Raw genomic sequence first — 21,752 nt, 5'->3', positions numbered from 1 at the left:
GGACATGTCCGTGAATTAAGAATTCAAACTCTTCTGAAAAAGTTAAAAAATGCCGCTTCGGAGGGTACCTCGGCGGCGAAGTGCCATCGTTTACCGCACACACCGAGTTTCAGGGACAGGGTTGTCCAAACGTTCGGTTGGGTGCAGCTAAATTTAACCGGCTTGCCAAAGGTCGCATCGTTGCCACCCCAGTGGGTGGGTTATCTTTTTCGCTGAGCGTTTTCCAACACATCGCGCAGCAGCTCCTCGGCACTCGGATGGTATATCGGCATCTCCAGCACCTGCTCGGCGGTCATCTGGTGGGTGATGGCCAGTGCCAGAATGTGGGCCAGGTGTTCGGCCTGATAGCCAAGCAGTTCTGCTCCCAGGATCTTGCCTGTTTGTGCCTCCAGGTACACCTGAATGCGGCCATCAACCTTGTTCCACACGATATGTCGAGGGCTGGAGAATGGCAGCTCACCAACGATAATCTCCTGGTTTTGCAGCTCCTGGTAGGTTTTGCCAACAATCGCCATCTGCGGGTCGGTAAAGTAGATCATCAGCGGCGTGCGGCGTTTGGCGTCCACCGTATTCGGGTAGTTCATGGCATTGTCAGCTGCGATGCGGCCTTCATCGAAAGCTTCATGCCATACCGGTAGCACGTCGGTTGCATCGCCGGCGATGAAAATGGGGTGGCCGGGGTAGCGCAGGGTATCGGGATCGAAAGACAGATTGCCGTGCTGATCGGACTCGACGCCGGCGGCCTCAAGATTCAGACGATCGACATTGGACACTCTGCCGGTTGCTACCAGCACACGGTCGAATACCTTGGTTACCGTCTCGTCATTTGACTGCCGGTACTGGATCCATGCGCCTTCATCCTCCCAGGTTCTCTCCACGGTGCCGCTGGGATATATCTCCAGTTCCTTGCTGAGGACCTCAAGCGTCTCCTGCTGCATATCTGGATGGGTGAGGCCGCCGATTCTTCCGGAGCGGCCATACAGCGTGGTTTCAACACCCAGCCGATGCAGTGCCTGGCCCAGCTCCAGCGCAATGACCCCCAGGCCAATGACAGCAACGGAGCGCGGCAGGTCGGTTATTTCGAATATCGTATCGCTGGTAAGCACGCGCGACATGACAGGCTGGAACACGTCATTGACTTCCGGCCTTGAGCCACAGGCAAGAATGATTTTCTTCGCCTTGACTTCGATCTCTTCGCCAACAACCAGGTGGCCTGGCGCGATAAAGCGAGCGCGCCCCTCGATCTTATGGTGGGCGGGGATTTTCTCGACATACTGGAGGTTACGCGCAACAAAGCGATGGTCCCGCTCCCGGCGCATGCGTTCCAGCACTTTGCTGCCATTGACTGTCCCGGTGCTTTCGATACCGAAAAACTCGCTGGTTTCGATATCGTGCGCATGATCGGCGGCGGTAATCAGCAGCTTACTGGGCATGCACCCGACTCGCGCGCAGGTTGTGCCGTAGGGGCCATCCTGGATCATGACCAGGCTGTCCGTTTTGCGACTGATCTTAGAGTAAGCGCCTAATCCGGCTGTCCCAGCGCCAATAATTGCATACTCGACGTCGATGATTTTCATCTTTGGCTTTCTCCGTTGTTTTATATCAGCTGGGAGGAGATACAGGCATTAAGTCGCTTACTTTTTACGTCTAAAGGCCTTGAATTGAAATTCAAATATACTTTTTAAAAGTTAGTAAACGAACGTATAGGCACTTTGTTAAAAAGGTTCATTACGTCGATCTGGGCTTCACGTTACCTTGATGGGGTTAGGGAGTAAAACGATCCTTTCTAAGTGCATTGATTAGGATTCGTAACCCAAAGGAAGTTTTTGTTGTGTCATTCGTATCCAGGCATGGGCAACAGATGAGATGAGGGAGTCCACAGAGGCTCTGTCCTGGCTGGTATTGTCCTGGCGCAAGGCCAGGCAGAATAAGGCCTCCAGAGAGTTTGGGTGAGCGCGGCCTGGTTTAGCTGGGATATGCCTAGTCTGAATGGTCTAAGGATTAAGAAAAAATAGTCCTATAACAGATGTTTTTGACTACATTTAGCCCCCGCCTTCGGTAGGTTCTTCATATCATGTATGGAGTTGCTCAGGTAAACGAATAAGAAGGTTTTGTCAGATGTCTATACATGAAGCAGAAATATGCTGGTACCAGAGACCGCATGACACAGATGAAAAGACTTACTCTCGCAATCACGTTGTAACGTTGAACGGCAATCAGAAGCTTGATGTTTCGGCGTCCGTCGATTTCAAGGGCGATCCTGATTGCGCAGATCCAGAGCAGATGCTTGTTAGTGCGGTATCCAGTTGCCATATGCTGTTTTTCCTGGCGATTGCAGAGTTTCAGGGGCTAAAGGTTGAGTCCTATCAGGATAATCCACAGGGATTTCTGGAAAAAAGCTCAAAAGGTGGAATGGAAGTTACACGTATAGTTTTGACACCGAAAATCGTTTTTGTTGGTGATAAGTCTCCTGACCAGGAAACGATTAAAAAAATCCATGAAAGAGCACACAAAAACTGCTTTATCAGGAACTCAGTAACGGCCAGTGTCGAAATCAATCATTCGTAAACTTGATATTTAGAGGAGAGAAAGCATGCGTATCAATTCATCAAATGAAGACATTCTGCTTAGAACCGATAGTAATGGTGCGGTCTTTCTTTCCCTGAACCGGCCGGACAAATTGAATACGCTGTCTGAAGCGATGTTGATCGCCTTGCAAACCGAACTGGACGATATCGCCGCGGACCCCAGTGTTCGCTGTGTGGTGATCAGCGCTGAAGGTCGCGGGTTCTGTGCAGGCCACGATCTGCAGGAGATGCGCTCGCATCCGGAGCGGGAATACTACCAAGCATTGTTCAAGCGCTGCGGCAAAATGATGCAGAGTATCGTAGCGCTGCCGGTTCCGGTGATCGCAAAAGTTAGTGGTATAGCGGCGGCAGCGGGCTGTCAGCTGGTCGCCAGCTGTGATCTGGTTATCGCCGCCAGATCGGCGCGCTTCGCGGTACCGGGCATAAACGTTGGATTGTTCTGTTCAACGCCCGCTGTTGCACTTTCAAGAAGCATCTCGGCCAAACGCGCCTTCGATATGCTGGTGACCGGTGATGTCATCGATGCTGAAACGGCATTGGACTGGGGGCTGATCAGCAGCGTCGTGGCCGACGAGGAGCTGGACGACGCAGTTGCCGCGAAAGTGGAGAAGATCCTGAGCAAGAGTCCCTCTGCCGTTCGCTATGGCAAGTCCATGTTCAACCCTCAACGGCAGATGTCCTTGTCTGAAGCCTATGAATTTGCAGGCAATGTGATGGCTGAGAACATGATGAGCCCCGATGCAGGGGAAGGCATTGATGCATTCCTGGAGAAGCGTAAGCCGACCTGGGAGCAGCCGACTCGGTAACAGCTGCACAACGTTCGCTGGCGAAAACCTGTTCTGTCCGCTGGCGGGTAATAGAGGTCTAGCCTGATTTAATCCTGGTCTACTTTTTCGTTTAAAAATAAGAGTACAAATATTATGAACGGGTTATGTTCTTATAATCAGGCGCTCGAAAAGACGCCAGCCAATTACGTGGCACTCTCTCCGCTAAGTTTTATCAAACGGGCTGCATCTGTTTATGCTGACAGCACCGCTTTGATATATGGCGATATATCCTATACCTGGGCTGAAACCTATCGACGTTGCCGTCAGCTAGCCTCGGTATTGAAAGGCTACGGTATCTCCAGGGGCGATACCGTCTCCGTCATGCTGCCCAATGTGCCTGCAATGTATGAGGCGCATTTCGGGGTGCCGATGACGGGGGCGGTCCTGAACTCAATCAATATCCGCCTGGATGCCGAGGCCGTAGCCTTTATCCTCAGTCATAGCCGGACCCGGTTGCTGCTGGTGGATCCGGAGTATGCAGGTGTCGTAGAGAAAGCACTGTCGATGCTTGAGAGCCCGGCGCCTATCGTCATCAATGTTGCCGATCCGAGCTGCGGCCTGGAAGCCTCTATCGGTGACCTCGAATACGAGGCATTGCTGGCCGAGCAATCGGAATTGGCAGAGTGCACACTGCCGCTCGATGAGTGGGATGCAATCGCATTGGGCTATACCTCGGGTACGACAGGCAATCCGAAGGGGGTAGTCACCCACCATCGTGGCGCCTATCTGAATGCGGTCAGTAACGTCCTGTCCTGGGGTATCGCCTCCAATGTGGTCTACCTGTGGACCTTGCCGATGTTTCACTGCAACGGTTGGTGCTTCCCCTGGACGCTGGCCGCGATTGGCGGCACCAACATCTGTTTGCGCAAGGTCGACCCGGAGCTGATTCTGCAGCTGATCAAGCAGCATGGCGTCACACACTACTGTGGTGCACCGATCGTACATTCGATGATCGCTGATGCCGCCTCGGTCCAGTCCTCGCCTATCGAGCACAAGGTTTCCGGGCTGATTGCCGGTGCCGCGCCGCCCGCGGCGGTACTGGCGAAGATGGAGCGAATCGGGATCGAACTCACCCATGTCTATGGTCTGACCGAAACCTATGGCCCTGCCACCGTATGCGTCAAGCAGGATGACTGGGCGGATCGCAGCCTGGAGGAAAGGGTTCGGCTCAACGGTCGTCAGGGCGTGACCTACCCGCTTCAGGAAGAGGTTGTGGTGCTTGACCCGAACACGATGCAGCCGGTGCCTGCCGATGGCAAGACGGTTGGCGAGATCATGTTCCGGGGCAACATCGTCATGAAGGGGTATCTGCGTAACGAGGCTGCTACCGAAGAGGCGTTTGCCGGTGGTTGGTTCCATACCGGTGATCTGGCGGTCGTACATGAGGACGGCTACCTCAAGATCTCTGACCGTTCGAAAGATGTGATCATTTCGGGTGGAGAGAACATCTCCTCGCTGGAGGTTGAGGATGTCATTCAACGCCACCCCGATGTCGAGCTGGCGGCGGTGGTGCCACTTCCAGATGAGAAGTGGGGCGAAGTACCGGCGGCCTTCGTGCAGCTGTGCATAGGCAGTGAACTGACCGAGCAGGAGCTGATCGAGTTCTGTCGGCAAAACATGAGCCGATTCAAGGCGCCGAAGAAAATCATCTTCGAGCGTATCCCCACAACCTCAACCGGAAAGATCCAGAAGTTCGTCCTGCGTCAGCAGCTAGCGCAAGCGCAAGCGAGCTGAACCGGTGCAGGAGGCGCATCGCTGGATAGTTGTGCAAGAAGAGCCAACTATTCAGTCGATGTGCTGCTAAGAGGTAGGTCTTAGGATAGCCCCCGCGCGTGTCTGCATGCGTGACGTGGCTCTGGAGAGTACTTGTTATGTCACGACTCCCCCCTCTCATCGCGCTCTCGTATTTCGAGGTTGCCGCCCGCACCAAAAGCTTCGCCAAGGCTGCGAAGGAGCTGAATGTCACCCCGGCAGCGATCAGTCACCAGGTCAAAGCGCTTGAGGAGTATCTGGGGGTTGAGCTGTTTGTTCGACATCACCGCCGCGTCAGCCTTACCCCCGCCGCGCGTGCGGCCCTGCCCGAGCTGCATGAAGGCTTCCAGGTTCTGGCCAACGCCGTCGATAAAATTCGCCTGTACAGTGAAGAGCGCAAAGTGATCACCGTCTGTGCCGAACCGCTGTTCGCCACCAAATGGATCGTACCGCGTCTGCACCGTTTTTATGCCCAGTTCCCTGATGCCGAAGTGCGGCTGCAGGCGAGCTTGCACTCGGTTGACTCGTGTCGTGACAGCGGATTTGGTGTATCGCAGCTCAAGCGAGCCGGGATCGATGTGTCGGTTCGACTGGGCTATGGCGACTATGAGGATCTGGAACTACATCGCATGATGCATCTTGATCTTGTGCCGATGTGCAAACCGGGGCTGAGTTCCGAAGCCGCATTCATGGCGTTAAATTCTGACACCCTGTTATGTGATCGCACCCTGGCTCGCTTTGAGGATCTTTGCGGCTGGCGAGAGTGGTTCCGACAGCAGGGCCAGGAGGAGCTGAACGCCTGTAAGGTGCTGCAGTTTGGTAATGGACTGCTGGCACTGGAGGCGGCCATCTCCGGGCAGGGGGTGGTATTGGGCTCAAAAGAACTGCTGTCTACTGAGTTGGAGGCCGGCAAGTTGGAGGTGCTGGTTGACCGTCCGATGCGATGCGCCCAGGCGTATTACGTAGTCAGCCCCGGGTTGAACAGGGAGCGAGCCATCGCCGGAGAGTTTCGGGATTGGTTGTTGGGCGAAATGAATCTCCCATCGAGCTATGGTTCGGAGTAAATGTCGTATCGGTCATCGATCTGCGACTCGATAATGGGACCCCTAAATTGTTGGGTCAACAGTTACTCCGTTGAGCTTTTTGCAAATGGATAAGTAGTGACGATTTCACTCCAAAATATTGAAGCCAGTTTATGACTGACCTACCCATCTCGCTACTACGCACCTTCGTTATAGTATCTGATACGCTCAACCTCACGGCAGCGGCCAAACAGCTGCATAAAGCACCATCTACAGTCAGCATGCAGTTGAACCGACTTGAAGCTTTAGTCACGATAACGCTGCTAGAGCGTGGTCAACACGGTGTCAAATTAACGGCGGCGGGCGAGCAATTGCGGTCTCACGCTCATCAGTTGCTCGCTCTGCACGATCGGATTCTGGGTACCTTTCTGAATGCCGGCATTAAGGGCGAAGTACGTCTTGGCACTCACGACCATTATGTAACTCAGTCGCTCACTTCATTACTTCAGACTTACGCGCTCTCTTACCCAGAGGTGAGGCTTGAGGTCGTCTGCGATCATCGTCCCCACTATCTAGCGTCACTGGTCGCAGATGGAGAGCTAGATATAGCTCTCGTCGACATGTCGTCGTTGTCGGACATTGGTCTGCGCATTGGGCACGACCAATTGGTCTGGGTGAAGGCGGAAGCACATCCACTGCAGCTTAGCGCCCCCATACCGCTGGCGCTATTTCCAGAGGGAAGCGTTGACAGGGAAGAGGCACTTCGCCTACTGAAACAATATAACCTACCGCATCGCATTGCCTTCACCAGTCACAGTCGGACCAGCATACTCGCGGCCGTACGGGCAGGTATTGGCATTGGTGTCGTTCCAAAGACGATGCTTGAATCCGGGATGATCACTATTGGCGAGGAATTACCCATATTGCCGCAAACCGAGATCAGACTCATCGTCGCCGCAAATATTAACGAAGCATCAGCCCGGCTCGTTAGCACAATCAAACAAAGCCTGCTTCAGCCTCAATCAGGATCACACTAATCTGTGATTTACCACATCGCATCTTGATTCCTATCGTTCCTCTCTGTGGGGAACGTTTCTAATATTTTGTAGTTACCCCTGCGATTGCAGCCGTCTGATCGTTCAAATACCGTCTCTTCCAGATAACACATATGGCGTTACCCGCCTATTCTTGATAGAAGTATAAAAGCTCCAAGTGCAGGGTGTCTGGAATGCTTTCAAAGAAGTTGGCTGCGCGTCTAGGTCTGGTAAAGGGTGAAGAGCCCTATCTAACGGTGACCTTGGCGCGCCTGAGGCAATATGGGACGCCCACCGAAAAGAAGGTCATATTGGGTGGATGGCTGCTTTCCCTGCTGGCCTCCATCAGCTTTGGCCTGCTCGTTGTCGTAGAGGGCTGGTCTGGTCTCCCCGTACCGTTCGGCGGTATCGAGGTGTTCATTACCATCTACCCGCCTTTCCTGATCTGTCTCTGGTGGACGCTCTGTTTCGGTTGGCTCTGGGGGGCGATACCCGCGTATCTTGCCACCTTTGTGCTGGCGCTCTATTCCGGGATGCCACTGCAATGGGCACTGCTGTTCAGTTTCGCCAACCCGCTGGGTTTTGCGGCCATCTCCATAGGCTATCGCGCCATCCGCGTTCCGCGTGATCTTCGCAGCGTTCAGTCCATTGCTTTCTATGTGCTCATTACCTTCATCGGCGCTATCTTCAGCTCCGCCGGTGCGCTGATTTGGTGTTATACAAACCAGATTGACACCATCGGGTTGTTGCCTATCTGGCAGGGCTGGTGGTTGGGCGGTTTCCTCCAGTCGGTGCTGATCGTCGGCCCGATTCTCTTTTTCACCCAGCCCTTTGTGGCGCTCTGGCAGAGGACACGCTCCGAGCTTCGAGCACCTGAGGTTGAAGACCTAAGCCGGCGTATCCTGCGGCTGGTGTTGGTGCTGGTCCTCGGCGTCTTGGGCTATGGATATCTGACCATCAAGCTGGGAGTCGACCGGGTTGAGTCGGCATTGGAGGCTGTACCGGGCTCACCGTTGCTGGACGCGACGGACGTCTTGACCTCGACAGTCTGGATCTTCTTTTGGGTCGTGGCCTTGATCGTGCTGTCGATCGGGGTGTTCAACTACCGTATCTTCACCCGCTGGGAGAGCGTGGTAGACGCGCTGATGGCCGAGCTTAGCCGTCTGGCGCAGACCGACTATCTGACCGATCTGCCCAACCGGCGGGCTATGTCGGAAGTGCTGGAGAAGCAGTTCAGCCGATTCGAGCGGCATGCGGAGCCGGGGGCACTGTTGATGCTCGATCTCGATCACTTCAAGGAGGTCAACGATCGCTACGGCCATGCGGCGGGCGATCAGGTGATTCGACGCTTCGCCGAGATAGTGCGTGCTGAGATCCGGCTGGAGGACACCGCCTCCCGTTGGGGAGGGGAGGAGTTCTTGATCCTGCTGCCGCGCGTCGACCAGACGGGCGCTCAGGCCTTCGCCGAGCGACTGCGCAGCTCAGTACAGGAGCATGCCGTTGAGCATAAGGGGCAACAGATCCATTACACGGTGTCTATCGGCATCGCCTTTATCGGTAAGGGGGCGACTCTGGACGACTGGATAAGCCAGGCCGACGATGCGCTCTATACCGCCAAGCAGCAGGGGCGTAACCAGGTTGTGATGCGGGCAGGCGGAGATAGCGACAGCGCAGTGGTCAGCGAGGACGCTGCGCCGACAAGTTGATCCTTTCAGTACTTACGCGACGGGTCGATAACCCAACTGCTCCGATATCGCCTCGCCCGCCGCAACCACATCCGCAATCCACTCATCCTTGCGCCGCTCGATCGGCGCCGACAGGGACAAACCTGCCACCGGCTGGTTGCTCTGATCGTAGATCAGCACCCCGATACAGCCGACGCCGATCTCCGCTTCCTCGTTATCCAGCGCATAGCCCCGCTCGGCGGAGATCAAGCACTCCTCGGTCAGCGCATCCAGCGAATTTAAGGTATTGCGGGTGTAGGCGGGCAGGTTGGTGCGCTGGGCATAACCGGCAATCTCCTGGGCGCCGCCCTTACCCAGCATCAGCTTACCGACCCCGGTCACATGCAGCGGTGCCCGGCTGCCGACGATCTGCTGCACATGCATCATACGGTTGGGGGTGGCTTTCTCGAAATAGATCACCACATCGCCCTCGCGAATGGTCAGGTTGATCGTCTCCCCCAATTTATCCCTCAGCTTCGCCATATAGGGCATCGCCACCGCACGCAGGTCGATATCGGTGTGCAGCCGGTTGCTGAGTTGCAGCAGGCGCTGACCCAGCCGGTATTCGCCGGCACCGCTGCGCTCGACGAAGCGGTTATCGATCAACGAGTGCAGGATCCGGTACGCGGTAGAGGGGTGCAGTCCGGCATCGGCGCTCAACACCTTCAGCTTGACCGGCTTGGAATAGCGGGAGATGACATCCAGCAATACGGCGGCCCGGTCGATGACTTGGATGCGGGCTTCCGGCTTTGATTCTGACATTGATCTGCCTCTCGAGAATGACGCTAACGACCACTGTGGGTAATTTTTGTCCAAATTACCATGATGCGACAAAAAACCGCAATGTTTCATAATGTGAAATTAATCGTTTTTGCCGTTTTATGTTTATTTATAGCTTTAAAAGCAATGGGTTATATTTTTTTGCTGACTTTTTGGTCAGGTTTTCATAATGTGAAATACGTTGCGTATTGCGGATTTATTTCGTTCTTCATATGTTGGTATCGACTTAAGTATTACGCCCCGGCGAGTCGCTGAGGTTTAACGCTGCACTCTCCAAACCAGAAGACCAAAAAGAGCGAATCACCATGTCAGACCAGAACCCCGTTTTCATACCAGGCCCGACCAACATTCCTGATCGGTTGCTCAATGCGATGCATATGCAGACCCGCGACCACCGCGCACCGGACTTCGTCGAGACCTTCGCGCCCGTGCTGCAGGACTGCAAGCGTGTATTCGGTACCGAAAACGGGCAGGTGATCACCTTCCCGGCCAGCGGTACCGGCGGATGGGAAGCCTCCATCACCAACACCCTGTCCGCGGGTGACACGGTACTGGTGGCGCGTTACGGCATGTTCTCCCACCGCTGGATCGACATGTGCCAGCGTCATGGCCTCGAAGTTCAGGTGATCGACTGCGAGTGGGGTTCAGGTGCACCGGCTGACAAGTTCGAACAGGCGCTGCGCGCCGACAAGGACAAGAAGATCAAGGTAGTGCTGGCGACCCATAACGAAACCGCCACCGGCGTTAAGAGCGATATCGCGGCGGTTCGCCGTGCGATGGATGCCGCCAATCACCCGGCCATGCTGTTCGTCGACTGCGTAAGTTCGCTGGCTTCCATGCCGTTCGAGATGGACAAGTGGGGCGTCGATATCGCGGTTTCCGGCTCGCAGAAGGGTTTCATGCTGAGCACCGGTATGGCGATCCTCGGCGTTAGCCAGAAGGCGCTGGCGGCGATGGAGACCGCGACGCTGCCGCGTACCTTCTTCGACTTCCGCGACATGATGGCGGCCAACGCCAACGGCGGCTTCCCCTACACGCCGCCGCTGCAGCTGATCTACGGCATGCGCGAGAGCCTGAAGATGCTGTTCGAAGAGGGGCTGGAGAATGTTTACGCCCGTCACTTCCGCCTGGCGGAGGGTGTACGCAAGGCGGTCGACGCCTGGGGCCTGAAGCTGTGCGCCAAGTCGCCGGAGCTGTACTCCGACACCGTTAGCGCCATCTACGTACCGGAAGGGTTCGACAGCAACAAGCTGACTGAGCACGCGTTCAACACCTACGGCGTCTCCTTCGGTATCGGCCTGGGCCAGATGAACGGCAAGGCGTTCCGTATCGGCCACCTGGGCATGCTGACCGACGTTATGTGTCTGTCGGGCCTTGCCACCATCGAGATGGCGATGGCCGATCTGAACTATCCGATCGAGCTGGGCTCGGGTGTACGGGCGGCGCAGGAGTACTACCGCGCCACCGCCGCTGCCAATCAATAACTGCGATCACAGAGGTATGCCGTGAGCGAGACAACGATGAAGATTCCAACTTACGACGATGTACTGATCGCCCATGAGCGGATCAAGCCCTACATCCATGAAACGCCGGTGCTGACCTCCCGGTTCCTGAACGAACTGACCGGCGCCGAGCTGTTCTTCAAGTGCGAGAACTTCCAGAAGGCCGGTGCGTTCAAGGTGCGTGGCGCCTGTAACGCCGTGTTCGGTCTGACTGAAGAGCAGGCCAAGGTCGGAGTGGCCACTCACTCCTCCGGTAACCACGCGCTGTCCCTGTCCTATGCGGCAGGCCAGCGCGGCATCCCGGTCACCGTGGTCATGCCGCGTACTGCGCCGCAGGCGAAGAAGGATGCGGTGATCGGCTACGGCGGCAAGATCGTCGAGTGCGAGCCCTCCACCAGCTCACGCGAAGCCACCTTCGCCGAGGTGGTGGCCGAGTCCGGTGCCGAGTTCGTGCACCCGTACAACGATCCGCGCGTTATCGCCGGCCAGGCGACCTGCTCCAAGGAGCTGCTGTCCCAGGTGGAGAACCTGGACGCGGTGATCGCACCGATCGGCGGTGGCGGCATGATCTCGGGCACCTGCCTGACCCTGTCCACCATCGCACCGCAGGTGAAGATCTACGCTGCCGAGCCGCTCAACGCGGATGACGCCGCGCGCTCCTTCCGTGCCGGCCACATCATCGCCGACGATGCGCCGGAGACCGTGGCCGACGGCCTGAAGGTGCCGCTGAAGGATCTGACCTGGCACTTCGTCAGCAACCATGTCACCGACATCCTCACCGCCACCGAGGAGGAGATCGTCGATGCCATGAAGCTGATCTGGAAGCGGATGAAGATCGTGATGGAGCCGAGCAGCGCCGTACCGCTGGCGACCATCCTGAAGAACCCGGAGGTTTTCCGCGGCAAGCGCGTCGGCGTGATCATCACCGGCGGCAACGTGGACCTCGACAAACTGCCCTGGCTCAAGTGAACGGCTGATAAGTAGACCAACTACAGGAGAACAATAGTGAACGCACAAACTGATCTGCACGACCTCGAAGTAGGCTACGACGTTCCAGCCGTACCGGGCATGGATGAAGCCGATATCCAGACCCCCTGTCTGATCCTCGATCTGGATGCCCTGGAGCGTAACATCAAGAAGATGGGCGACTACGCCAAGGCCCACGGCATGCGCCACCGGGTTCACGGCAAGATGCACAAGTCGGTGGATGTGGCCAAGCTGCAGGAAGAACTGGGCGGCGCCATCGGCGTCTGCTGCCAGAAGGTCTCCGAAGCAGAAGTGTTCGCCCGCGGTGGCATCAAGGACATCCTGGTTTCCAACCAGGTCCGCGATCCGCTGAAACTGGACCGCCTGGCGCAACTGCCGAAACTGGGTGCGCGCACCATCGTCTGCGTCGATGACATCGACAACGTCGCCGAACTGTCGGCCGCCGCGCAGAAGCACGGTACCGAGCTGGAGTGCTTCGTCGAGATCGACTGTGGCGCGGGCCGTTGCGGCGTCACCACCACCGAGGCTGTAGTCCAGATCGCTCAGGCGATCGACGCCGCCGCCAACCTGAAGTTCACCGGCATCCAGGCCTACCAGGGCGCCATGCAGCACCTGGATACCTACGAGGCGCGCAAGGAGAAGCTGGATATCGCCATCGCCCAGGTCAAGGCCGCCGTGGATGGCCTCAAGGAGGTGGGGCTGGAACCGGAACTGGTCTCCGGCGGCGGCACCGGCTCCTACTACTTCGAGAGTAACTCCGGGGTCTACAACGAGCTGCAGTGCGGTTCCTACGCCTTCATGGATGCCGACTACGGCCGCATTCTCGACAGGGACGGCAAGCGTATCGACCAGGGGGAGTGGGAGAACGCCCTGTTTATCCTCACCAGCGTCATGAGCCACGCCAAGACCGACAAGGCGATCTGCGACGCCGGTCTGAAGGCACAGTCAGTGGACAGCGGTCTGCCGTTTGTCTTCGGCCGCGACGATGTGGAGTACATCAAGTGCTCCGACGAGCATGGCGTGATCTCCGATCCGAACGGTGCGCTGAAGGTGAACGACAAGCTGCGCCTGGTGCCGGGCCACTGTGACCCGACCTGCAACGTACACGACTACTACGTCGGCGTACGTAACGGCAAGGTCGAAACCCTGTGGCCGGTATCCGCCCGCGGTAAGGCGTACTGATCCCACTCCTGCTGCCCTCAGGGGCAGCAGGCCTTCACGAGAGGAGAGATTGAATGACGACTCTTGCTAATGCAGCAGGTGTAAACGGAACCGAGCGAGATACCCTGGTCTCGGTCGTATCCGAAGCGGTCTGCGAACAGATCGTCGGCCGCCCCGAGGCGTTCAAGGCGGTCGAGAGCGTATTCGGCGCCATGGCGCGCGGCGATGCCTACAACTTCCCGGTGGTGCGTGAGGCGATCGGCCATGCCGATGCCCTGTACGGCTTCAAATCCGGTTTCGACCGCGCCGGCATGGTCCTCGGCGTCAAATCCGGCGGTTACTGGCCGGGCAACGTACAAAAGAACCTGACCAACCACCAGTCCACGGTGATCCTGTTCGACCCCGATACCGGCCGCCTGAAAGCGCTGGTTGGCGGCAACTACCTGACCGCCGTGCGCACCGCCGCCGCCTCAGCCGTGTCCATCGCCTACCTGGCCCGCAAGGACGCCAAGGTACTGGGCATGGTCGGAGCAGGGCACCAGTCCACCTTCCAACTGCGCGCCGCGCTTGAGCAGCGTGAGTTCGAAAAGGTGGTGGCGTGGAACCCGCACCCGGAATACCTGAGCCGTCTGGCCGCGGTGTGCGACGAACTGCGTGTGCCGTTCGAAGCGGTCGAGCAGGACCGGTTGGGCGCGCAGGCGGACGTGATCATCACCATCACTTCGGCGTTCGAACCGCTGCAGATGAGGGATTGGATCAAGCCGGGTACTCACATCGCCTGCATGGGCACCGACACCAAGGGCAAGATGGAGGTCGATCCTGAGCTGCTGGCGGCGGCGAGCGTGTTCACCGATGAGGTGGCTCAGTCGATCTCCATCGGCGAAGCCCAGCATGCAGTGGCCTCAGGGCTGATCAGCGAAAGCGACATCACGCCAATCGGCCAGGTGATCAACGGCACCCATCCCGGCCGTCGTGACGACCAGGAGATCACCCTGTTCGACGGCACCGGCGTGGGCCTGCAGGATCTCGCCGTGGCTTCGGCTGCCGCCAAGCTGGCGCTCGAGCAAGGTCTGGCCACCCAGATCGCACTGTAACACCGCACATCCCCCTCGCCTGGCGAGGGGGCACTTCCGACGCTTTACCATCGATTAAAACAGGTACCGATCATGAGTTCTGCTGCACGACTGCGTCTACGTGAACTGCTGGAGACTCGGCAGTGCGTACGATGCGCCTCGGTTTTCGATCCCCTCTCGTCACGCATGGCCCAGGAGATCGGCTTCTCGGTCGGCATACTCGGCGGCTCGGTCACCTCGTTGATGGCCCTCGGCGTGCCGGATATCTATCTGCTGACCCTCAGCGAACTGGCCGACCAGGCGCGCCGCGTGTGTCAGGCCTCCAACCTGCCGGTGATCGTCGATGGCGATAACGGCTACGGCAACGCCCTCAACGTGATGCGCACGGTCACCGAACTCGAACACGCCGGTGCCGCCGTCATCACCATCGAAGACACAGTTATCCCCAGGCGCTACAAACAGCCGGAGCTGAACCTGAGCAGCATCGAAGAGGGGTGCAGCAAACTGCACGCCGCGCTCAGCGCGCGTCGAGAGAGCGGCATGGCAATATTCGCCCGCACCCACGCCCAGCAACCCTACGAGCAGATAGTGAAGCGTGTGGCTGCCTACAGTCGCACCGGTGTCGACGGTATCTGCCTCTTCGGCCACACATCCGAAGCGCTGCTGGAGCTGCTGAGTAATGTGACCGACCTGCCGCTGATGCTGATCGACTACGCCAAGTCAGAGCTGAGCATCGACGAACTGAGCCAGCGGGGCGTGCGGATCCACTTCAACGGCCACCGCGCCTACGAAGAAGGGGTCAAGGCGGTCTACCGGTCGCTGCTTCAGCTCCATACCGGCAGCGATATCGACTGCGATCACAATGCCAAGCAACTGATCGGACGTTTCGCCCGTCAGCAGCAGTTCAACGCCTTGAGTACGGATTACTTAGATCCAGCTTGATTGCGCCATCTCCAATAAACGAATTCGCGTTCCGTTTTACCGTTTAAAACCGAACTCTAGCTTCAAATAAATACAATTAATCTCTTAGAGGAGAGTGGAAAATGGGCAAACTCGATCTGGAAAGCTCGATCACCATCACCCGCGCCGCATTCGGCAAAAGCCTTGAACTCAACACTGCACCGTTAACCGTGGCGATACTGGACGCCGGCGGCACGCTGATCTCGCTGCAGCGCCAGGATGGCGCCAGCATTATCCGCCCGGACGTCGCCATCGGCAAAGCCTGGGGCGCTGTCGCCATGGGCAAATCCTCCCGCGCCCTGGGCGAGGACGCACAAAACCGCCCGGCATTTATCTCCGCGTTAAATACCCTGGCACAGGGCAAGATCGTGCCGGTGCCCGGTGGTGTACTGATCCGTAACAGCGACAACGAGATTATCGGCGCGGTAGGGATCAGCGGCGATCTGTCGGATGTTGATGAGCAGTGTGCTGTGTTTGGGATTGAGGCGGCGGGGTTGGTTGCGGATGCGGGGGAGCTATAGAGTCTGTAAGAAATAAGGCTCGGATAGAAAATAAGCCTCCAGAGATGGGGGCTTATTTATTAGTTGATTTAGGATTTACGGGAAGGTGGCTTGATTATATTGAAGGAGGGGATGGCCACTTTATCAGTGGCTTACGTAAGGCGGACATGCTTGGAAACCTTGCTTTCCAACAAGCGGACCAATACGGGGTCCATGCGATCATAGTTGTCGGGTATATCAAGGCACACTAGCTTTTTACCCTTTAATAGATCCTTATACTTTTTCGATATCTTATTGCGATGCTTATTCTCCATAACGAAGATGATATCTGCCCACTCAATAAGATCACCGCTCACCGGAGTATCCGCGTCATTGTTGGTACCAGCCCCAATGGCATTAATGCCCTCATAAGCGGAGAAAACCTCTTCTCCGGTTGGGCTTCTTAATCTATTTTCGCTACATACGAATAGTAAGTTCATCGGTACTCTCTGACACGCAAACGCTTGCCTATGGGGCCGGAACGTAGCGCCAGCGAAGTGGTGGTCTCAGCCGCGATAGCGGCGTACATCAGGCTATTGTTAGACATTTTAAGACACCGCCTTGATCAAGGTTCGTGGCTCAGAGACGATTTTATTTTCTGTTTTGCCATGGAAGGTAGCCATACCCACCATCGTTTTACTATCGTTTTGAACTATAAAAACATAGGTTCCAGTATCAAAGCCAACCCCTTTAGCGTCCTCGAAAGTTAAGGTTACCTGATGACCACTAATAGAACCATGATATTGAAAATTTCGTTCCGACTTTTTCCCGTCACGTGTTTTTGTTCGGGTGCTAGTGCCGGTTATAATGCGCCCCTGCTGCTTTAACTCGATTCTACCTACTTTGACATTCTTGCTATTCCGTACTTCAGTAATATCCCATGTGCCTGCTATCCTAACTCCGTTATAAAGGCATTTGTCTTTAAAACTTGGCCAACCCCACTTAACTACAGCGGTAATCAAAGCTGTAGCTACGATACTAGAGAGAATGCCCATTAAAAATTCTGTCATATTTTCATTGTTTCCTTCTAGGTTATTAACCCGGCGGCATTTCCTGTCGGCTAAAGGCTCAACATTCATGCGGCCTGCGGCGACGATCGTCTGATCTAAATTGCCGCCGGTTTAATAAGTTGCTGTGATGCCTAACAGGCTATTATTCATTATTTAACTTCCTAAATACTTATTAGCAGCGAATTCAGCTTTTTCTAAGCTAATATCGAGGTTCTTGTCATTCGAAAGATCCCAAGCTCGAGGGTCTGACCAAAAATCAGACTTTTTGAAATACACTTCGTAGAAATCACCGTCGGGTTCAAGATCGCGGCCACACAACCCAACCTGATTCCAAGCTTGCGAAAGTTGTAGCTCTCTATCCCTAGTTGCGCTGGGTAAATTGTCTCTTCTATCTGCCATATATGCTTTCGTTTGTATTAGCGCCTCTCGGAAGGATTCGACAAATTTACGCTGTAGCAATTGTTCCTTCTCTGAGCGAGCTGATCTTTCTCGGAGCAAGTCTATTGCGTAGTCAATCGCTCTCAACATCAGGCTAATTTCTGTCGCTGGCATTAGACTTCTCCTCTCGTTACGAATAATGTATAACGCCTGCATCACCCACTTTGCCCAGAGTGTAACGAACGAAACGGCGAGCAAAGTTGGGTGTATGCAATTGTTAGTAATTATAAATTCACTTTCAGACCTGCTGCTTTTAGTTCCTTGATTAGGGAGAAACCTACTTGCTCGATATCATCTTGCACTTTTTTATAAATAAAACCAGAAAGGTCAGAAGGTATTTCTACACCTTCTTTGTATAGGCATACAACATTGGATCTGCCGAGCTTTCCAATAAAATATCCTAGTTCAAAAATGACATTTTGCCTTGCTCTGAAATTATAATCTCGTTGATCATCAGTTTTTTCCAAATCATCTTTTGGAAGACAAAGGTCGTCTGGAGACAATAATACAATAGCGAATGCAACTTCTGAATGCTTTTCAAATTTCTCGATTACAGTTAATCCTTCGTCTGTCTGTCTATGAAGAACTATGGGTTTAATACCGATCCCGTGTAAAAATGACTCACAATCGTTTTTGAAAGCATCGTCATGTCCATGAACAACAAAAACGTTGTTTAGTTGATTTTTCGATTTCTGTTTAGATGTTTGAATCTGTTTTTTCTGCTTTTTATATCCAGGTGGTCCCTTGATATATTCGTCGGAAACATTCTCTCCTTCTGTTGCTGCTTGTAGACCATATGATGGACCACCTAAAAACAGTACACTACTGCTGCTATCCCGATATTTTATCGCTTGTATAAGCTCTTTTGAGCTCTTTTGTGATTTGTAAATTGATATCTTTTCAATGTCAGAGGGCGGTACTGCTCTTCCTTGAACCATGATATGTTCATCAGTTTCATATGGTTCCACGAAACCTTGGATTAGTTGCTCCTCTGATAAATCGTTTTTATATATTTCAACAGATTTTTTTGTTTTTGAGTTTATTACGACATGGAAGTACATAGTTACTCCATTATGTTTTGTTTCACTAACGCTCAAAGCAGCGGTGCGTAGCATCTGCTGGCTTTGCTTGTTAAATGACTACTGTGAATCCAGCTTCATCGAAGTTTTTGGCAAAAGCTCAACAATTGATCTTGTGCTAGTAGATTGCGAAGACTCAGATTTAATAAAGCCTGTATCTTGGGGTGAAAAAATACACGCGGATGCATGATTAAGAACGATGTCCTTACTTTCTTCTGTTGAAGCGGAGTCGGTAATTGCCGTATACGTCATTAACGCATTTTGCCTGTGCTTATTAATTATCGCGCTGTGTTTATGTGACAGGAAATTCTTCGCGGACAGAAATAGCATGTAAGATATAACACCAAATATAAGAATTTTACTGGTGACAAGCTGGACAGATTGAATTGTATCTTCCGGCTGTAGCCATGCCCATTTATGGAAGAAAATACTGATGAAGGCGTATCCACCCAAGCTCCAAGCTAGTTTAATGGTTCTCTGACGCCATGTTTCGGCAAGAGCTTCATGCGCCTCTGCTTCTTCTTTGAAGTAGATAGCCTGCTGTGAAACACCTTGCTCGGCAGCTACCCTTCTGACATCGGCTAAGACACCTTGAGCCTGCTCTTGGTGCTCATTTAGTTGCTCTGTTATTTCTGAAGCCTCATCCCTTACATTTTGAAGCATTGCACGTGCTTCATTTTCCATTCTTTGGAAATCAACAGCCTTACTTGTGCCATATGAAATAAAAGGAAACAATTTTTGGAACGCGGGATCGTAGGCAGCCGTAACTTGCTGAATCAACTGATCCCTAGGCTGTGTTGGGTTCTGGTTTTGAACTGTCGTTGGATCAAAGTCAATCACCTGCTGAAATCTATTAAAGTCTGCGTCAGCTTGCTGCTTTATCTGTACGAGAATTGGGTCAGGAAAGTCATCAAGTGTTGATAATCCGAGTTGGTTATAGAGGCGTATTAATTTTGCCGCAGGAGCTACAATAGCGGAAAAATCAAAGTTCCGGCCAAGCTCTTCCTCCCTAGCAAGACTTTTTGGGTCAAATGCCTGCATCCGAGAAAGCGATTCTTGTGTTTCTTCCAATTGACTCATTTTCACTCCTTACTTGGATAAGACATTTAACAGCCTATTTATGGGGCCTTTCGGCCCCATAATAATTATTAGGGAGTAAACCCCTTTTGTACCTGATAAAAACTATAAGTTATTCGTAATTTATTGATTCTAAATAATAATTTATGGCTCATAATTTAAAGCATCCCCTCAAAGGGTATTTTCCCCTCCACAATCCCGCAGAAAAGGTGCCTGATACAGCCACGAGGCCGCAGACTCAGCCATCCGCCAAGTGAAAAACTATCGGTAAAATTTGGATGAGCCGCCAACGGCCGAAGTGAGGTGCGTACATCCATCAATCAGTCCCTTTGGATCCTATGCGAGCTAGCGCTACGTCTACTGCCTGTATGACGTTTGAGACAGTTTGCTACGCTTTGCGCAAAGGCACAAGATTCAAAAGGCTGATTGAGGGGAAAGGTCAGGATCAGCTGGGTTAACTGTTGGGTGGCGGTGTCGTAATCGCTCTGCGACATCTTCTCCTAGCCGGTGACGCGGGAGATCTGCCAGTCGAAGTCGGCGTAGGTCTGGGTAGAGGCGCCATTCTACTTATCTAAGTTTCTGGAAGATTCGTGGATCGATCGCCGCAGCGCCGAACATACCGCCCGAAAGCGCTCCGGCGATTCCGGGGCTCATAACGTCCTGGCCCGATAGGAACAGACCGGGAACCGGTGTATGGGCATTGAGTGCATCTGAGAGGATGCGGCGCGGGGTCGTTTCAACGCCATAGATTCCGCCCTTTTCGTGGCCGGTGAAAGCGACGGTTTCGAGTGGAGTGCCAAGTTCGTGATAGACGATAAGCGGCGCCAATGTCGGAAACTTCTGTTCAAAGTACGCCAATATCCTGGACGCGATACCCTGTTTGAATGCTGCCCACTCGTCGGCACGCTCCTCATTACCAGCAGCCGCAAATTTCGCCACCGACGACCAATCGGCCCAAACCAGAATTTCGCCGGTGTGCTTGTTCGATGGACCGGGCTCATGAGCAGGATCCTTGAGGGAGGGAAACGAGACGAACATCATCGGAATCTGCTCGTTGTCTGCCGCCTTCCATATGGCGTCACTGGTATCCCAGCTTTCATAAAACCATTGGTTTGAGCGCGTTGCGCCGTACCCGGCGATGTCGCCCTCGAAGCCGATAAAGAGCGCGAAGTGGCAGATAGAGGGCTTGAACGTGGCTATCTCGCGCGCCCAGTGCTGTTCGCGAACTGCCTCTGGGAGCAGGTGCTTCACGGTTTCGCCGGCGCCGATCGCTGACACGATGAAGGGGGCTTTGAACTCGTCGCCAGATCCGGTGCGCACGCCCACGGCCCTGCCGTCTTCAAGCAGTATCTCGCTGACCGGCGTTGCGGCTTGAGCGCTGCCACCCGCCGCCTCGATCACGGGCACAAGGCTCCTGGCGATGGTTGCTGCGCCACCCACGGGGTAGGCCGCGCCTTCGAGATAGTGGTTAATGACTGTGGCATGAAAGGCGAAACTCGCTTCTTTCGGTTTGCCGCCATAGGTACCCCACTGTGCCGACAACACCGCGGCGAGTTTTGGGTCGCTGATCAGTTCCGTGATCACTTCATCAGTCGTACGACCACACCAGCGCTGGATCTTCCTTTTGTTCCACCAGTAATGCGCGGAACGGAACAACTCGGGCATCGCACGCTCGGCACCCACCATGTGGCAAGCTTCCTCCGCCGACAGCAACGCCTCGAAGTAGGCGTCGATTTCGGCGGCATTGTCGGGAAAGCGGTCCTTGAGTTCCATCTTGTAGGCCTCGACCGGGCGTCCTACGGAGATCTCGAACCCATCGGGAAAGTGCAGGGTGTCATAGATAGTCCCGACCGAACGGAACTCAATCGTTCCGCCGCTGAGCCAGTCCAGAATCCGGCCGCCAAATTGGTCGTGGCCGAACAGACCGCAATAATGCAGGCCGACGTCCCAGGTGAAACCCTTGCGGGTGAACGCATGTGTCAGTCCACCAATCGTCGGTGCTTGCTCAAGCAGCAAAACTTTGTGATCCAGGCGGGAAAGTGCGGCGGCCGTCGTCATTCCGCCCATACCGGACCCGATCACAATGACATCGAACGCGTCTGCTGGCGATTTAGCTGTCATCCGAAGGTCTCTCTTGTTCTTCGTATGTCAGTTAAGGGTAGCAGCAACTGATCCGATTTCAGGTTGACGGATCACTAG

20 protein-coding genes and 1 pseudogene are annotated in these 21,752 nt (G+C 54.5%); 12 read left to right on the top strand and 9 right to left on the bottom strand.

What is annotated here, in order from left to right:
* Nucleotides 1-200: 200 nt before the first annotated feature.
* Complete coding sequence (locus IEX40_RS02110) at nt 201-1,577, bottom strand: dihydrolipoyl dehydrogenase (RefSeq protein ID WP_188745446.1); 1,377 nt, start codon at nt 1,575-1,577, stop codon at nt 201-203.
* A 541-nt stretch (nt 1,578-2,118) separates the two neighbouring features.
* Here IEX40_RS02110 and IEX40_RS02105 point away from each other — a divergent pair.
* From IEX40_RS02105 to IEX40_RS02080, 6 genes are all read left to right on the top strand, one after another.
* Nucleotides 2,119-2,568 (top strand): OsmC family protein, encoded by a 450-nt coding sequence (locus tag IEX40_RS02105; protein ID WP_188745445.1) that lies wholly within the window; start codon nt 2,119-2,121, stop codon nt 2,566-2,568.
* A 25-nt stretch (nt 2,569-2,593) separates the two neighbouring features.
* Entirely contained in the window at nt 2,594-3,394 is an 801-nt protein-coding gene (locus IEX40_RS02100) for an enoyl-CoA hydratase (protein ID WP_188745444.1), read from the top strand.
* A gap of 114 nt (nt 3,395-3,508) precedes the next feature.
* A complete protein-coding gene (locus IEX40_RS02095; RefSeq protein ID WP_188745443.1) occupies nt 3,509-5,149 on the top strand; it encodes an acyl-CoA synthetase in 1,641 nt (546 codons plus the stop codon).
* A 137-nt stretch (nt 5,150-5,286) separates the two neighbouring features.
* Nucleotides 5,287-6,231 carry a LysR family transcriptional regulator gene (locus IEX40_RS02090; RefSeq protein WP_188745442.1) on the top strand — a complete coding sequence of 315 codons (945 nt, stop codon included), beginning with the start codon at nt 5,287-5,289 and terminating at the stop codon, nt 6,229-6,231.
* A 131-nt stretch (nt 6,232-6,362) separates the two neighbouring features.
* On the top strand, nt 6,363-7,226 hold the full coding sequence (locus IEX40_RS02085) for a LysR family transcriptional regulator (protein WP_188745441.1): 864 nt from the start codon (nt 6,363-6,365) through the stop codon (nt 7,224-7,226).
* Between the two features lie 191 nt (nt 7,227-7,417).
* Nucleotides 7,418-8,929: a sensor domain-containing diguanylate cyclase gene (locus IEX40_RS02080; RefSeq protein ID WP_188745440.1), complete on the top strand. Its 1,512-nt coding sequence runs from the start codon at nt 7,418-7,420 to the stop codon at nt 8,927-8,929.
* Nucleotides 8,930-8,941: 12 nt separating this feature from the next.
* Here IEX40_RS02080 and IEX40_RS02075 read toward each other — a convergent pair whose 3' ends face one another.
* Nucleotides 8,942-9,709, bottom strand: a complete 768-nt coding sequence (locus tag IEX40_RS02075) for an IclR family transcriptional regulator (protein ID WP_188745439.1) — start codon at nt 9,707-9,709, stop codon at nt 8,942-8,944.
* 323 nt (nt 9,710-10,032) lie between these two features.
* Between IEX40_RS02075 and bhcA the strand changes: the two genes are divergently transcribed.
* The 6 genes from bhcA (at nt 10,033) to IEX40_RS02045 (ending at nt 15,931) form a co-directional block, all read left to right on the top strand.
* A complete protein-coding gene (gene bhcA, locus IEX40_RS02070) occupies nt 10,033-11,211 on the top strand; it encodes an L-aspartate--glyoxylate aminotransferase BhcA (RefSeq protein WP_188745438.1) in 1,179 nt (392 codons plus the stop codon).
* Nucleotides 11,212-11,247: 36 nt separating this feature from the next.
* On the top strand, nt 11,248-12,198 hold the full coding sequence (bhcB, locus tag IEX40_RS02065) for a beta-hydroxyaspartate dehydratase BhcB (protein ID WP_229680484.1): 951 nt from the start codon (nt 11,248-11,250) through the stop codon (nt 12,196-12,198).
* 36 nt (nt 12,199-12,234) lie between these two features.
* Nucleotides 12,235-13,398 carry a 3-hydroxy-D-aspartate aldolase BhcC gene (bhcC, locus tag IEX40_RS02060; protein ID WP_229680482.1) on the top strand — a complete coding sequence of 388 codons (1,164 nt, stop codon included), beginning with the start codon at nt 12,235-12,237 and terminating at the stop codon, nt 13,396-13,398.
* Nucleotides 13,399-13,451: 53 nt separating this feature from the next.
* Nucleotides 13,452-14,471, top strand: a complete 1,020-nt coding sequence (bhcD, locus tag IEX40_RS02055) for an iminosuccinate reductase BhcD (protein ID WP_188745436.1) — start codon at nt 13,452-13,454, stop codon at nt 14,469-14,471.
* A gap of 72 nt (nt 14,472-14,543) precedes the next feature.
* Entirely contained in the window at nt 14,544-15,392 is an 849-nt protein-coding gene (locus tag IEX40_RS02050; RefSeq protein WP_188745435.1) for an isocitrate lyase/PEP mutase family protein, read from the top strand.
* A 101-nt stretch (nt 15,393-15,493) separates the two neighbouring features.
* Nucleotides 15,494-15,931, top strand: a complete 438-nt coding sequence (locus IEX40_RS02045) for a GlcG/HbpS family heme-binding protein (protein WP_188745434.1) — start codon at nt 15,494-15,496, stop codon at nt 15,929-15,931.
* A gap of 131 nt (nt 15,932-16,062) precedes the next feature.
* On the opposite strand, the gene IEX40_RS02040 is transcribed toward IEX40_RS02045, so the two are convergent.
* From IEX40_RS02040 to IEX40_RS02010, 7 genes and pseudogenes are all read right to left on the bottom strand, one after another.
* On the bottom strand, nt 16,063-16,389 hold the full coding sequence (locus IEX40_RS02040; protein ID WP_188745433.1) for a low molecular weight protein tyrosine phosphatase family protein: 327 nt from the start codon (nt 16,387-16,389) through the stop codon (nt 16,063-16,065).
* Between the two features lie 108 nt (nt 16,390-16,497).
* Complete coding sequence (locus tag IEX40_RS02035) at nt 16,498-17,028, bottom strand: hypothetical protein (RefSeq protein ID WP_229680481.1); 531 nt, start codon at nt 17,026-17,028, stop codon at nt 16,498-16,500.
* An 84-nt stretch (nt 17,029-17,112) separates the two neighbouring features.
* A complete protein-coding gene (locus tag IEX40_RS02030) occupies nt 17,113-17,511 on the bottom strand; it encodes a hypothetical protein (protein WP_188745432.1) in 399 nt (132 codons plus the stop codon).
* A 110-nt stretch (nt 17,512-17,621) separates the two neighbouring features.
* The gene (locus IEX40_RS02025; RefSeq protein ID WP_188745431.1) at nt 17,622-18,512 is read right to left on the bottom strand and encodes a TIR domain-containing protein; all 891 of its coding nucleotides are present in this window, start codon (nt 18,510-18,512) and stop codon (nt 17,622-17,624) included.
* A 24-nt stretch (nt 18,513-18,536) separates the two neighbouring features.
* Nucleotides 18,537-19,556 carry a DUF6161 domain-containing protein gene (locus IEX40_RS02020; RefSeq protein ID WP_188745430.1) on the bottom strand — a complete coding sequence of 340 codons (1,020 nt, stop codon included), beginning with the start codon at nt 19,554-19,556 and terminating at the stop codon, nt 18,537-18,539.
* A gap of 497 nt (nt 19,557-20,053) precedes the next feature.
* Nucleotides 20,054-20,110: pseudogene (locus IEX40_RS22230) on the bottom strand (TetR family transcriptional regulator C-terminal domain-containing protein); the annotation flags it as partial.
* Nucleotides 20,111-20,120: 10 nt separating this feature from the next.
* On the bottom strand, nt 20,121-21,674 hold the full coding sequence (locus tag IEX40_RS02010; RefSeq protein ID WP_188745429.1) for a phytoene desaturase family protein: 1,554 nt from the start codon (nt 21,672-21,674) through the stop codon (nt 20,121-20,123).
* Nucleotides 21,675-21,752 lie beyond the last annotated feature (78 nt).

Source organism: Marinobacterium zhoushanense, from assembly GCF_014641945.1.
In the GTDB taxonomy this organism is placed as follows: Bacteria; Pseudomonadota; Gammaproteobacteria; order Pseudomonadales; family Balneatricaceae; genus Marinobacterium_D; species Marinobacterium_D zhoushanense.
Note: the sequence above shows the minus strand (reverse complement) of the source record. Positions and strands in the feature narration are given on the sequence as shown.